The sequence below is a fragment of the Bradyrhizobium sp. SZCCHNS3002 genome, from assembly GCF_032377435.1.
Classification (GTDB): Bacteria; Pseudomonadota; Alphaproteobacteria; order Rhizobiales; family Xanthobacteraceae; genus Bradyrhizobium.
The window spans coordinates 48835-62547 of sequence record NZ_JAUHHY010000011.1 but is presented as its reverse complement, the minus strand read 5'-3'; the positions used below and the strand labels follow the sequence as shown (position 1 = coordinate 62547).

The following is a 13713-nucleotide window of genomic DNA, read 5'->3' as shown; positions in this document are numbered from 1 at the left end:
TGCATGCGAATACCGTGCGGCAGAGGCTGCGGCGGCGCCGTTGCGCAGAATTTTAAGGGTACTTGCAGCTCAGCGCGCCGCACGCGGTTTGTTGCGAAGGCGGCCGACGACGCCGGTCGGAAAGAAATAGACGCTGGCGATGAACAAGAGGCCGAGCCACAGCAGCCAGCGGTCGGGGTGCAGCAGGCCGGGCAGCAGCGGCAATCCGGCGTCAGCAGCCGCGGTCGAAGCGATCCCCATCAGGGCCTGCAGGTAATTCTGCGCCAGGATGAAGATCGCAGCTCCGATGATGGCGCCGTAGATGGTGCCCATGCCGCCGATCACGACCATCAGCAGGATGTCGAGCATGATCGAGAACGCCAGCGACGTGTCGGGCCCGGCATAGCGCAGCCACAGCGCGTTCAACATGCCGGCGCAGGCGGCGATCACCGCGGCGATGCAGTTGGCGTAGGTGAGATGGAAGACGGTACGATAGCCGAGCGCCTCGGCGCGGAAACGGTTCTCGCGGATCGCCTGCAGCACGCGGCCGAATGGCGAGTTGACGACGCGCAGCAGCGCCAGGATCATCAGCGCGCAGGCCGACAGCACCAGGTAATAGGTCAGGATGCGGCCGTTGATCGGAAAGCCGAACCAGTCCTTGCCGATGAACACGGTGCTCGGGCGCAACAGCTCGGGCAGCTGGAAGCTGCGGCCGTCCTCTCCGCCCGTCAGCCACGACAATTGCGACGCCAGCACCAGGAACGCGGAAGCGATGGCGAGCGTGATCATCGCAAAGAAGATCGCCTCGACGCGCAGCGAGAACAGCCCGATCGCGAGCGCGAGCAGCAAAGCGAGCGGCAGCCCGGCGGCGACGGCGACCGCCACCGAGGTCCAGTTTGGGCCGAGGCCGTAGAGCGCGATGGCGATCGCGTAGGAGCCGATGCCGTAGAACATCGTATGCGCGAACGAGACCGAGCCTGTATAGCCGAGCAGGAGATCGTAGGACGCGACCAGCGCCGCGAAGATGCAGATCTTGGCGGCGACGTTGAGCGCCTTGGCGCCGGGGAAGATGAAGGGCGTCGCCAGCAGCGCCAGAATGATGACGACGAGCAGGATCGACAGCGCACGGCTGCGGGGCGGATCGCCGGACAGGATCATCATCGGCTGGTCACCGCATAGAGACCGCGCGGCCGCCACATCAGCACAGCGACCATCAGCAGGATGTTGGAGACGAGGGCGAGCTTGGGCACCAGGAAGCCGCCATAGTTGGCGACCATCGCAACCAGGATCGCGCCGATGAAGCAGCCGGTGATCGAGCCGAGCCCGCCGATGATCACGACGATGAACACCAGCACGGTGAGCTCGTCGCCGAGCGAGGCGTGCACCTGCTCGCGATACAGCCCCCACATCACGCCGCCGAGTCCGGCCAGCGCCGATCCCGTCATGAAGACGCCGAGGAACAGGCGACGGATGCGATAGCCGAGCGCCTCGACCATCTCGCGGTTCTCGACGCCGGCGCGGATCAGGAGACCGAGCTTGGTGCGGTTCAGCACCAGCTCGATGGCGACGAAGATCGCCAGGCCGACCAGCATGGCCAGCAGCCGGTATTTCGAGATCGCGACGTCGCCGATGATGAAGGAGCCACGGAATGCGTTGGGTAGCGGCAGCGGAATGATCTGCGGACCGAACAGCGCATACAGCGTCTGCTCGGCGACGATGAGCCCGCCGGTGGTCATCAGGATCTGCTTGAGGTGCTGGCCGTAGACCGGCAGCACCAGCACGCGCTCGACGACGAGGCCGAGCGCGCCGGTGACGCCCATCGACAGCAGCGCTGCGGGGACGAGGACGGCGAGGTTGGTCAGCAGTGAGTCGGACTGGGCCCAGCTCGCCAGCGGCAGCAGCACCAGCGTCGCGACATAGGCGCCGACGGCGATGAAGGCGCCATGGCCGAAATTGAGCACGTCCATCAGCCCGAAGACGAGCGTCAGGCCGGACGCCATGATGAAGATCATCATGCCCATCGCCAGGCTGGCGACCGTCAGGGTCACCCAGGAGCTCGTCGATCCCACCAGCGGGATCATCAGCAGCGCCAGCACCACCGGCAGCAGCAGGGGCGCAATGTCGCGCTTCGGTTTCGGCAGTGCCTCGGTCGCAGCGATCTCGCTCATTGATGCGCCTCCAGGCTGAGGCCGAGCAGGCGCTCCTGCAGCGGCACGTCGGCCGCGAGCGCGGCCATCTCGCCGCGATGGACGATGGTGCCGTTGTCCATCACCAGTACTTGGTCGCCGAGCTCGCGCGCGGCGTGGAAATTCTGCTCGACCAGCAGGATCGTGGCGCCACGGCGCTTGATCTCCTTGAGGCATTCGATCAGCGACACCACGATCGCCGGCGCCAGGCCCTTGGTCGGCTCGTCGATCAGCAGCAGCTTGCGCGGCTCGACGATCGCGCGCGCAATCGACAGCATTTGCTTCTGGCCGCCGGACAGGCTGCCTGCACGAGACAGCCAGAACTTCTTCAGGGCAGGGAAGAAGCCGAAGATCCAGGCGAGCTGGGCATCGTCGAGCGGGCCGTTGCGCGCCGCGAGCACCAGGTTCTCCTTGACGGTGAGGTCCGAGAACACCGCCATGCTCTCGGGTACGTAGCCCACGCCGCGCTGGGCGATGTCGGGCGTCGCCAGTTTTTCGATCGGTTCGCCGGCCAGCGCGATCGTTCCATTCCTGGCCTGCCACAGCCCCATGATGGTGCGTAGCGTCGTGGTCTTGCCCGCGCCATTGCGGCCGAGCAGCATCGTGGTCTGCCCCTCCGGCACTTCGAAATCCACGCCCTGCAGGATGTGATAACGCCCGATATAGGTCTCGACGGCAGACAGCGTCAGTAGCGCGCTCATGCCGCGCTCCGCGGGGCGACGCCCAGATAGGCTTCCTGCACGATCGGCGAGGCGATCACCTCCGCGGGCTTTCCGTCGGCCACCAGCTGGCCGTTATGCAGCACGATGATGCGGTCGGCGAGCGAGCGCACGACGTCCATCTTGTGCTCGACGAGCAGGATGATCTTGCTCTTGTCCTGCTTGAGCCTGCCGATCAGGCCGAGCACGACCGGCACCTCGTCGATGCTCATGCCCGCCGTCGGCTCGTCGAACATGAAAACCTTCGGCTCCAGCGCCATCATCAGCGCGACTTCGAGCTTGCGCTGGTCGCCATGCGACAGCGTCGTTGCGGTGACGCTGCGGCGGCCGCCGAGCGCGACCTGGTCGAGGATCGCGTCCGCTCGCGCAATCAGGTCGCGTCGCGCCATCCAGGGGCGGAGCAGGTCATAGTGCACACCGCTCTGTGCCTGCACAGCGAGCCGCACGTTCTCCTCGACGCTGAGATTGGGAAAGAGGTTGGTGAGCTGGAACGCGCGTCCCAAGCCGGCGCGGGTGCGCAGGGGTGCCGAGAGACTGGTGATGTCGCGGCCGTCGAACAGGATGGAGCCCGAGGAGGCCGTCAGCTGGCCGGAGATCAGGTTGAAATAGGTGGTCTTGCCGGCCCCGTTGGGGCCGACGATGGCGGTCAGCTCACCCGGCCTGAAGCTGCAGCTGACGCTGTTGACCGCGACATGACCGCCGAAACGGATGGTGAGGTCGCGGGTTTCGAGGGTAAGGGCCATGTCGCCAGCTTGTCAGTGCCAGTAAGAACGTGCCCGGCGCGAGGGCCGGGCACGCAATTCATCATCTCACCGCTTGTTGCGGATTGGCACCGCCATCTCGTCGATCTTGATCTCTCGCACCGGCTCGTTGACGGCCCAGGCGAGGTTCGGATCGACCTTGACGCGGAAGTGATACATGCTTTGCAGCGCCTGGTGATCTTCTTTCCGGAAGATCATCTTGCCCTTCGGCGTATCGAACTCCATGCCCTCCATCGCCGCGATCAGCTTCTCGGTGTCGGTCGACTTGGCCTTGGTGACGGCGGTGACGACGGCCATCGCGGCCGAGAAGCCGCCGGCGGTGAAGAAGTCCGGCGGCGCGTTGAAGCGCTTCTGGTGCTCGGCCACCAGCCAGTCGTTCACGGGGTTCTTGGGAATGTCATAATAGTAATAGGTGGCGCCTTCCATGCCCGGCAGCCGCTTGTAGGCGGCAAGCGCCGGCAGGATGTTGCCGCCGGTCGACAGCTCGATGCCGTAGCGCTTCGGATCCATGTCCTGCAGCTTTGTCAGTGGATCGCCAGCACCGGCCCAGATCACCCAGATGATCTTCTTGCCGGGCTTGTCCTTCAGCGCATCGAACAGGCGCTGCCCGACGGCGGTGAAGTCGGTGGTGCTGGTCGGCACATATTCCTCGGCCCCCAGCGTCGCGCCGGTCTTGGCCAGCGCCTCCTTGAAGGCAGCGACGCCGTCGCGTCCGAAGGCATAGTCCTGCGCCAGCGTGGCGACCGTGACGCCCGGTTTGCCGATCGCGACCGCGTTGGAGATCGCATCCTGCGACGAGTTGCGGCCGGTGCGGAAGATGTAGCGGTTCCACTTCTCGCCCGTGATCTGGTCGGCGACCGCCGGCTCGACGATCAGGATCTTCTTGTTCTCCTCGGCGACCGGCAAGTCCGCGAGCGCCGCGGCGGAGGAGGTCGTGCCGATCGCGATGTCGGCGCCGTCATCCTGATAGGCTTCGGACAGTGCGGCCTTCGACAAATCGGGCTTGCCCTGGTCGTCCTTGGTGATGATGACGATCTTGCGACCGTCGATCATGTTGGTGCCCTTGGTGGCATATTCGAAGCCGAGGCGGAGACCCGCTTCGGTCTGCTTGGCGTAGGCCTCGAGCGGGCCGGTCTTGCCGTAGATGAGAGCGATTTTCAGATCGTCGGCCTGGGCGGCGGTGGCCAGCAGGGCGGCAGTCAATGATGAAACAATACCTTTGAGAATATGTGACGTCTTCACGAGCCTTCCTCCCAGCTACCGGCGGCTGTTGCCTGCAACTGATAGTGTGCAGGCTCAGCCTGGGTCAAGGCGCTTTCAGCGGCAGCCGGTGACGCTCATATTTTGTGCTGAAGGGCTCCGTCCTCCGAGAGGTCAACGCCGATAGCGGCTGCTGCGCGCATAGGCCTGGCGATTTTCCTGCACAGGGCGACTGGCGAGACTGATGCGCGCTTCGCTTGCAAGCGGGGCCGCCGGCTTCAGCTCTTCCAGGAAGATCGGACGCGAGAAGTAGTAGCCCTGCGCATAGCGGATCTTGGTCGCGGCCTGCAGATAGGCGAGCTCCTCGAACGACTCGATGCCCTCCGCGATCACCGTCATGCCCAGCGCCTCGCTCAGGGATTCGATCGCGCGCAGGATGCCCTGGCTGCGCGGCCGCTTATGAATGTCGGTGATGAAGGAGCGGTCGATCTTGATCTCGTCCGCCGTGATGTCGGCGAGCGCCGATAGCGACGAATAGCCGATGCCGAAATCGTCGATCGAGATGCCGACGCCGATCCCGCGCAGCAGCGGCACGATCTCATCCTGGAAATGGCTGCGGGTCACGAACGCGTCCTCGGTGACCTCGATCATGAACCGCTTGGGAAAGCCGGTCGCCGCGATCGCCAGCGCGAAGGGCTGCATGAATTCCGGATTCGACGCCTGTTTCGCCGCGACGTTGATGCTGATCGTCGCGTCCGGTCCAAACGCGTCGTTGATCAGATCGATCGATTTGACGATCTCGTCCAGCACGAGATGGGCGAGCTCGTCGATCAGGCCAAGCTCGACAGCGAGATTGATGAAGGAGCCTGGCGCCTGGATCACGCCTTCATTGTCGCGCAGCCGTACCAGCGCCTCGATGCCCTTGATCTCCTCGGTGCGGATGTCGACCTTGGCCTGGAACGCGCAGCAGAAGCGCTTTTCCAGGATCGCGAGCCGCAGCGACTGCTCGACCTTCATGCGCGCCAGCGCCTCGTGCTCCATCGCGCTGGAGAAGAAGGCAAGCGTGCCCTTGCCGCTGTTCTTGACGCGGTACATCGCCAGATCCGCGTTCTGGCGCAGCACGTCGTAGCTTGCGCCATGCTCGGGAAACAGGCTGACTCCGACGGACGCGGAGGCGAACACCTCCGCGCCGTCGATGAAGAAGGGCGCGTTCAGGCGGTCCAGCATGTCGTGCAGGAATTCGGCGACCTCCTCGGCACGCTCGATCGGATGCAGCAGCAGCAGGAACTCGTCACCGCTGATGCGCGACAGCAGGTCCGACTCGCGCAGGTCGCGGCTGATGCGCTTGGCGAGCTCGACCAGCAGCGCATCGCCGGTGGCGTGGCCGTAATAGTCGTTGATGTACTTGAAATTATCGAGGTCGAGAAAGGCGAGCGCGAAGCGTCCGTCGACGCGGCCGCGCCGGACCAGGAGGTCGGCGCGATGCTCGACCACGCGGCGCATCGGCAGGCCGGTCAACTCGTCATAATAGGCGGCGCGAAACAGCTGGTCCTCGAACTCCTTCTGCTCGCTGATGTCGGCCGAGCTGGAGATGAGGACGCTCTGGTCGCCGATGCGAACCGGCCGATGCGCTGTCAGCAGGGTCTGCCCGCCGCGCTCGCCTGCCACCTTTTCCTCGCCGATCACCGTTCGTCCCCGGCCAAGGATCTCGCGGCAGGCCGTGCGCCTGTTGTGGAGATGCGGCGCCGAGAGGCCGTCGATGCTGTTGGCGGCGGCGCCGAGCTGGACGGCGGCCGTATCGTTGACCAGCAGAAAGCGACCGTGCTCGTCCTGGACCGTGACGCCCGAGGGAAGCTGGCTGAGGACGGTGCGCAGGAAGCGCAACTCGGCCTCGGTCGAGCCCAGCCCCTCGTTCGGTCCGGGAGAAAAGTTGAATCGGTCGCTGCTGTACATGCGCCGATTGTGCAAAGTTCCCGCTTCATTTTAGTTAAGCGCTACGTAGAAACCCGGAACGCGCGCGCCAAGTCTTGGAAAGAACGGAGCTTTGTGCCGCGGCGTCATTAACCGTTCCTGAATCGGAAGAACGACGCGACCGGACCCATGCGGCGAAAGTCGCAGGCAGGAATGGCCGCCCGGCGGCCAATTCAATTCGGTGGCACGCGACACTGCAAGGTGCAGTGAAGGCCGGATTCGAGAAAGCTGGTCTCGGTCCTGCCGTCGAACGACGACAACGCGGCCTTGAGCAATTTGCTCCCGAAACCGGGCATGCCGACCGGACCGATCGGCGGACCCGCGGCCTCGTCCCAGGTCAGATGGAGACGGTCCTCCTGCATCGTCCATGACACCTGAAGGAAGCCGCGCGGCGAGGCGAAGGCGCCGTATTTGCCGGCATTGGTCGCCAACTCGTGGAAGATCAAAGCGAGGCTGACGGCCAGCTTGGCGGGCAGGAACAGCGGCGGGCCGTGGAGCTCGAAGCGGACTTGGCCATAAGGCCCGAGCTCCGACACCAGCAGGTCCTTGAGGTCGCAGCCCTGTCCTTCGGCGCGCGCGACCAAATCGTCGGCGGTCGCGAGCGCGCGGATGCGCTGGTCGATGCGGCTCCACACCTGCGGTTGGTCGTACAGCACCTGATGCAGCACGGCGTGAATGGTCGAGGTCTTGTTCTTGAGGCGGTGATGCAGCTCGTCGACCAGGAGCCTGCGATACTGCTCCTCCTCGGTGAGCCGCCGGGCGATCTCGCGCTGCTTGCCGGCCAGCCGCCGGTAGTGATCGACGCCCCAGATCACCAGCAGCGCCACGACCATATACATCGCCATCAGCGCGAGCCGGGCGCCATCCGCCGGACCGCCGCCAAAATCGAGCGTCAGGCCGAGCGCTGCGCCTGCGATCGCCGTCGCCAGGCCGACGCCCGATCCGCCCATCGCGGTGGCGAAGAAGACGGCCGGCATGTAGGGCGTGAAGAACACGTCGGGCCGCAGATGCGCCATGCCGTAGCGGATCGCCGTGGCTGCGAGCAGGCACATCGCGGCAAACATGCAGCTCCATGTCAGGGAAGGCTGCTGCTCGCCGCGCCAGATCCGCTTGATGTCGTCGATGAGTCGCGTCATGGACATCCATGAGCCTCAACTGCGCAACCAAATTAAGGCCGACGTGGCGGTAATTTGTCCGGTTGATGGAAGCCGTCTTGCGTGTGTTGCCGTTTGGCGCGCACGATGACGGTTCCGCGGCGGAACTCGGGCGCTTATTATTCCGCCGCCAAGAACGAGCACGTAGCAGCAACGCAAGGAGTAGGGAATGGGACGGTTGGAGGGCAAGGTCGCCGTGATCACGGGCGCGACCAGCGGCATCGGCCTGCGCACGGCGGAAATCTTCGTGGCCGAGGGTGCGAAGGTCGTCGTCGCTGGCCGGCGCAGCGCGGAGGGCGAGGCGCTGGCGAGCCGGCTCGGAGCGAGCTGTGTGTTCCGGCAGACCGACGTCACGGTCGACGCGCAGATGCGGGCATTGATCGATGGCGCGGTCGAGCGCTTCGGCCGGCTCGATTGCGTGTTCAACAATGCCGGCGGTCCGGCGCAGACCGGCGGCATCGAAGGCCTCGACGCCGATCGCTTCGACCAGGCCATGGCGGTACTGGTGCGCAGCGTCATGCTGGGCATGAAATACGCCGCGCCCCACATGAAGCGGCAGGGTGCCGGCAGCATCATCAACAACGGCTCGATCGCCGGCCGGCTCGCCGGCTTCTCCACCTCGGTGGTCTACAGCACGGCGAAGGCGGCGGTGATCCATCTGACGAAATGCGTGGCGATGGAGCTTGGCGAATCCGGCGTGCGCGTCAACTCGATCTCGCCCGGACTGATCGCGACCGGCATCTTCGGCAAGGCGCTCGGACTGTCGACCGAGGCGGCCGAGAAGACGCCGGAGACGATCCGCAACGCCTATGCCACGGCGCAGCCGATCCCGCGCGCTGGCCTGCCCGACGACATCGCGCATGCCGCGGTGTTTCTCGCCAGCGACGAATCCAGCTTCATCAACGGCCATGACCTCGTCATCGACGGCGCCATCACCGGCGGCCGCAACTGGAGCCAGCAGCAGCAGGCCTATCAGGCGATGCGCAAGCTGCTGGGGGATGCGGTGGAGTAGGGGGCGGTGAAGTATACACTTCGTCATGGCCGGGCTTGACCCGCCTGCGCGGCCGAAGCCGCTTCGGCGCGGCGAAGGCCCGGGCATCCACGTCTCTCCGTCCGCGGATTGCAGCAGGATGGATGGCCGGGACAAGCCCGGCCATGACGAGGAGGAAAGAGTCCGCAACAAACCGAGATCCTTGGCGCGTTTGCTGCATCTATGCGGACCGATCACACCGCCTTCAACATCACCTTCAGACCGTCGCGCGGTTTCGGGATCGGCCAGACCTGCCAGTTCGGCTGATAGCCGGGGGCGAACGAGACCTCGAGGTTGGCGAGGAAGTGCCGCGCGAAGCACTTCACCTGCATGTAGGCGAAGTGCAGGCCGAGGCACATGTGCGCGCCGCCGCCGAACGGCACCCAGGCGAAGCGGTGGCGGCCGCGCTGGGCCTCGTCGGTGAAGCGCATCGGGTCGAACCGCTCCGGCTCCGGCCAGATCTCCGGCATGTGATGGGTGTACATCGGGTTGATGCCGACGCCGGTGCCGGCGGGAATCGCGTAGCCCTTGAAGGTGAAATCCCGGATCGGCCGGCGCGGCAGCGACGGCACCGGCGGCATCAGCCGCAGGGTCTCCTGGAACGCCATCTCGGTCAGCTTCATCTTTTCCAGATGCTCCGAGGTCATCGGTTCGTCCTTGGCGAGGCCGAGGCTGGCGACCTCCTCGCGCAGCCTCTGCTGCCACTGCGGATGCGCGGCGAGCTGGGCGATGAAGGAGGTCAGCGACGAGGTCAGCGTGTCGTGCGCCGCCATCATCAGGAAGCTCATGTGGTCGACGATGTCCTGTGTCGACAGCAGGGCGCCGTGGTCGTCGGTGGCGCGGCACAGATGCGAGAACAGGTCGTCGCCATCGCCTTTCGCGCGGCGCAGCGGGATCTGCTCGGAGAAATAGGCGACGATGCGCTGGCGGCCCTTGACGCCGCGCGCCATCTGCGTGCCCGGCAGCGGCCGCCGGATCGGCGCCACCGAGGCTGCGACCATGTCGACGAAGGCGCGGTTGATCGCGTCGACCTCCGGCCCGATCTCGGTGCCGAGGAAAGACGTCGCGGCGAGGTCGAGCGTGAGCTGCTTGATCGCCGGATAGAACAGCATCTCGCCCGGATTTGCCTTCCACTGCGCGATGCGCGCGGCGATGCCGCGGTCGAGGCCGGCGAGATAAGACTTCATCGGCCCGGCCTTGAAGGCGACCGACAGCGCCTTGCGATGCATGCGGTGCTCGTCAAAATCGAGCAGCATCAGGCCGCGCGGAAACAGCAAATTGAGGATGTGGCCCCAGCCATGCGCCGAGGAGAACAGCTTGGCCTGGTCGAACAGCACCAGCTCGTTGGCTTCGGGGCCGAGCAGCACGACGTTGACGTCGCCGAACATGTGGGTGCGGTAGACGGGGCCATACTTCCTGGCGTTGCGCTCGACGTGGCCCTTGGGGTCGGCGAGGGTCTCGAACGTCTTGCCGATGATCGGCCAGCCTTCGTCGCCCGGAATATGGGTCAGCGAGTTGCGCCGCGGCGAGGTCAGGCGGAACGATGGCGTGGCCACACTTTGCATCGACATCAAGGAGGCTCCGTTTTCGGATCGGCGGGGCGCGGCGATGCGCCGGCACATCATTGAAGGGCGGTTGCAGCCATCATGCAATACGCTGCGTTATTTCGTCTCGGTGTAGTTGTGCTGCATCGCACGCGTTCGCGATCTCGCGACGCGCTTCATGCGTCCGAGTCCTGCTGGACTTGCTGCCCTCCTTGGGAAGAGGGCACGGGGAATGCCGGGCGCTGGCCGCACCCATGGCCCGCCTGCAGAAAAAAATGCAGGCGGCAGGTACCACAGGTTCAGCCGAGGCATCCCGGCATTCCCCGCGCGATGGTTTTGACGGCTGCTTCGCGATCTCCCCGGTGCGCCGGGCTTGTTGGCCACCGTGCGCGCAACGCGCTTGCGCGCGTTACGCGGGACACCAGCATCGGGGTGCCAGGACCACGCGACTTGACCGTGCGCATCTCTGCTGTTCGTCGGCGCGGGATCACCCCACGCTGCAACATCGACGCGCCCACCGCATCCCGCCTCAACGTTCGTGACGACCGCGAAGCGCCCCTCTGATCGAGACGGGACGACGTGACGATATGCGAGATTCGGAAAAACGAAAGCAGAATATTTTTGCGCGCGGGACTGGACAGGGGTGATGTGATTGAGCTGGTTCGTGAAATGAGTTTTTCGGCGCGCATCGCCTTATGGTGATGAGCCTGCGACCGGCAGGCCGTCGCGGTGCGGCTTCGCGTTCTCAAAGGCGCTTTGCTGGAAGCGATTTGCCCGTCGGCCCGGACGGGCGCCATTATTTCCTGCTGTCGCTCGCGAGTGATGCCGCGATATCGGCGGTCTATCGACGCAGGATCAGCGGATCATCTTTCGAGGCGAGCAAGCAGAAGCCGCCACGCGTTCCGATCTGGACGTCGAGACCGTCAGCCGCCCGATTTGTTGATCTTCTTCACCTTGGCGTCGGTGGCCTCGATCGAGGCCGCCAGCTCCAGGATCGCCTTTGCCAGGAGATCGGCGGCCTCCTTGGGATCCTGCGACCGTTCGGCGCGCAGCGCGTAGTTCCTGGCTGACGAGAGTGACATTGGCGAGCTTTCCCGCGGAAGAGCCCGCCGGTCGGGGCGGCGGGCTGCCTGACGCATCCTACGCGCGAGAGGTAGCAGGTCCGGGTTAAGAAAATTTTCGTGACGCTCGCTGCGCCGGTGTCCGCCACGCGGTTGCTGGCGCCTCCATCTCCGGAGATCAGACTGTGACCAAAAGCTGGCAAGTCATAGGTTGATGTCGCCGCGGATCACGCGGCCGTAGGGCGGGCAAAGGCGATCCGTTGATCGCTCCACGGGCTCGCTTGTGGTGGCGCCGTGCCCACCATCTTCTGAGGAGCTCCGAGATCAAGAATGGGCACGCTGCCGCCTGCGGCGGCTGCTTTGCCCACCTTGCATTCTTCACCCCCGACCGCGCCTCAGAACTTGTAGGCGAGTCCCACTGTCGCGGTGTGGGTGCGCGTCGTGACGTGCGCGGTGAAGCGGTCGTCGAATCCGGGGCCGACGCCGCCGGGGATGAAGAAGGTCTGAGTCCAGGTGCCGAAATCGGCGTAGCGGTAGTCAGCGCGCACGATCCAGTGGCCGCCGATCATGTGCTCGACGCCGCCGCCGACGGTCCAGCCGACCCTGGTCGATGCCTGGGTCTCGTTGTGCGGATTGCCGAAGCAGAAAGCATTGCCTGGAACAACGGTACAGTTGGCGTTCAGCTCGAGGCGCTGCCACGCCACGCCGCCGCTGCCATAGACCAGCGTGTCCGGCGTAACCAGATAGCCGAGCCGGGCGCGCACGCTGCCGTCCCACGTCTCCTTCACGGAGCCGGTGGGAAGGCCGACCAGCGGCGCGCCGAAGAACAGCCCGGTGGTTCCCGGCAGGGGATTCGCGGTCGTCTTGTTGTCGGCCCATCCAAGGTCGCCCTCGAGGCCTGCGACCCATGACGGGGCGAACTGCCAGTTGACGCCGAGATAGCCTCCGATCCTGGCCGCCACGCTGTCCATGGCGCCGCCGGTGCCGGCCGTCGGCACGAACACGCCGGCCCCGAAGTTCGGCGAGATGTCGCTGGTCCGCCAATCATTGTCGGCCCAGCGGGCGCCGACCGACACGCCGGCATAGACGCCGGTCCACGACGGCGCGGCCACAACCGGCGATGCCTTCACCGGCAGGTCGGCCGCCAGCGCTGATCCCGCGAGGACGATGCTCGCCAACGCGGCCGCAATCCCGGCCACTCCAGATTTCGTCATGCTTTGCCCCAGCGCGCGACGTCGTTTCGACATGGTTGCGGCACCATCGCCGGTTGCATCGAACGCGGCAATTGCATCGCGATTGGCTGGATCAAAAAGTTCGCGGTGTTGCTGGCGGGATACGTCGACCGGGTTGAGGCGGCGCTCGACGAGATGGCGCCGAGTCGGCATCGATGACCACACTCGCTGCGAGCCTGCTCCGGCTGGCCCGCACGTCATCAGGTCCGCCTCGCCCCAGGCGGCCCCCGCGTCCCCTTCACCCGTAAATCCACGGAGCCGAATGTTTACCTCGCGGCCATCGGCGGCATCTAGCAACGGCCTGACTTGACGTCGGGTCAACGTGCGACGAGGGCAAGGGCATGAGCAATCAGTTGCTGGTGATCGAGGATGCCGAGGTGCATCTCTCGATTCTGCGCAAGATCGCCGCGCAGTGCGGCTACGAGGCGACCTGCGTGACGTCGGTCGAGGCGGCGGCCGATCTGCTGCGCCGGCGGACCTTCGACTGCATCACGCTGGATCTGTCGCTCGGCGATCGCTGCGGCGCCGACATCCTGCTGCTGCTCAACGAGCTGAAATCGCGCACGCCGGTGATCTTCATCAGCGGCGCCGAGGACGCCACGCGCGACGAGCACGTTCGCCTTGCGACCGTGCTCGGGCTCGTGGTCTATCCGCAATTCCAGAAGCCCGTCGACCTGCCGGCGCTGCGCGAGACGCTGAAGCAGATCGCGACGCTCGCTGAGTGCGAGAGGCTGGTCGCGGCGGTGAGGTAGCCGTGCGTAGGGCGGATTAGCGCAGCGTAATCCGCCGACAATTACGGGCCTTCTCGATTTGTGCGTCTCAGCGGCTTCATGGATCCGACTACGCCGGATGTGGCGGATTACGCTGCGCTAATCC

Annotated in this window: 12 protein-coding genes; 2 read left to right on the top strand and 10 right to left on the bottom strand. The window is 65.5% G+C overall.

What is annotated here, in order from left to right; genetic code table 11:
- Positions 1-69: 69 nt before the first annotated feature.
- The 7 genes from QW845_RS23225 to QW845_RS23195 form a co-directional block, all read right to left on the bottom strand.
- On the bottom strand, positions 70-1140 hold the full coding sequence (locus tag QW845_RS23225) for a branched-chain amino acid ABC transporter permease (protein ID WP_315803854.1): 1071 nt from the start codon (positions 1138-1140) through the stop codon (positions 70-72).
- Positions 1137-2147 (bottom strand): branched-chain amino acid ABC transporter permease, encoded by a 1011-nt coding sequence (locus QW845_RS23220; RefSeq protein ID WP_315803853.1) that lies wholly within the window; start codon positions 2145-2147, stop codon positions 1137-1139. The genes QW845_RS23225 and QW845_RS23220 overlap by 4 nt, the downstream gene beginning before the upstream one ends.
- Positions 2144-2866: an ABC transporter ATP-binding protein gene (locus QW845_RS23215; protein WP_315803852.1), complete on the bottom strand. Its 723-nt coding sequence runs from the start codon at positions 2864-2866 to the stop codon at positions 2144-2146. Before QW845_RS23215 ends, QW845_RS23220 begins: the two co-directional genes overlap by 4 nt.
- Complete coding sequence (locus tag QW845_RS23210) at positions 2863-3627, bottom strand: ABC transporter ATP-binding protein (RefSeq protein ID WP_315803851.1); 765 nt, start codon at positions 3625-3627, stop codon at positions 2863-2865. The genes QW845_RS23215 and QW845_RS23210 overlap by 4 nt, the downstream gene beginning before the upstream one ends.
- Before the next feature lie 66 nt (positions 3628-3693).
- Positions 3694-4887 (bottom strand): substrate-binding domain-containing protein, encoded by a 1194-nt coding sequence (locus QW845_RS23205; protein ID WP_315715117.1) that lies wholly within the window; start codon positions 4885-4887, stop codon positions 3694-3696.
- 132 nt (positions 4888-5019) lie between these two features.
- Positions 5020-6798 (bottom strand): putative bifunctional diguanylate cyclase/phosphodiesterase, encoded by a 1779-nt coding sequence (locus tag QW845_RS23200; protein ID WP_315803850.1) that lies wholly within the window; start codon positions 6796-6798, stop codon positions 5020-5022.
- A gap of 191 nt (positions 6799-6989) precedes the next feature.
- Positions 6990-7958, bottom strand: coding sequence for a sensor histidine kinase (locus QW845_RS23195; RefSeq protein WP_315803849.1), 969 nt, complete (start codon positions 7956-7958; stop codon positions 6990-6992).
- Between the two features lie 181 nt (positions 7959-8139).
- Here QW845_RS23195 and QW845_RS23190 point away from each other — a divergent pair, with 181 nt between their 5' ends.
- Positions 8140-8982, top strand: coding sequence for a glucose 1-dehydrogenase (locus QW845_RS23190; protein ID WP_315803848.1), 843 nt, complete (start codon positions 8140-8142; stop codon positions 8980-8982).
- Positions 8983-9194: 212 nt separating this feature from the next.
- Here QW845_RS23190 and QW845_RS23185 read toward each other — a convergent pair whose 3' ends face one another.
- From QW845_RS23185 to QW845_RS23175, 3 genes are all read right to left on the bottom strand, one after another.
- A complete protein-coding gene (locus QW845_RS23185; protein WP_315803847.1) occupies positions 9195-10571 on the bottom strand; it encodes a cytochrome P450 in 1377 nt (458 codons plus the stop codon).
- An 896-nt stretch (positions 10572-11467) separates the two neighbouring features.
- Positions 11468-11626 (bottom strand): hypothetical protein, encoded by a 159-nt coding sequence (locus QW845_RS23180; protein ID WP_315803846.1) that lies wholly within the window; start codon positions 11624-11626, stop codon positions 11468-11470.
- Between the two features lie 374 nt (positions 11627-12000).
- The gene (locus QW845_RS23175; RefSeq protein ID WP_315803845.1) at positions 12001-12819 is read right to left on the bottom strand and encodes an outer membrane protein; all 819 of its coding nucleotides are present in this window, start codon (positions 12817-12819) and stop codon (positions 12001-12003) included.
- 359 nt (positions 12820-13178) lie between these two features.
- On the opposite strand from QW845_RS23175, the gene QW845_RS23170 reads away from it, so the two are divergent.
- Positions 13179-13589, top strand: a complete 411-nt coding sequence (locus tag QW845_RS23170) for a response regulator (protein WP_315803844.1) — start codon at positions 13179-13181, stop codon at positions 13587-13589.
- Positions 13590-13713 lie beyond the last annotated feature (124 nt).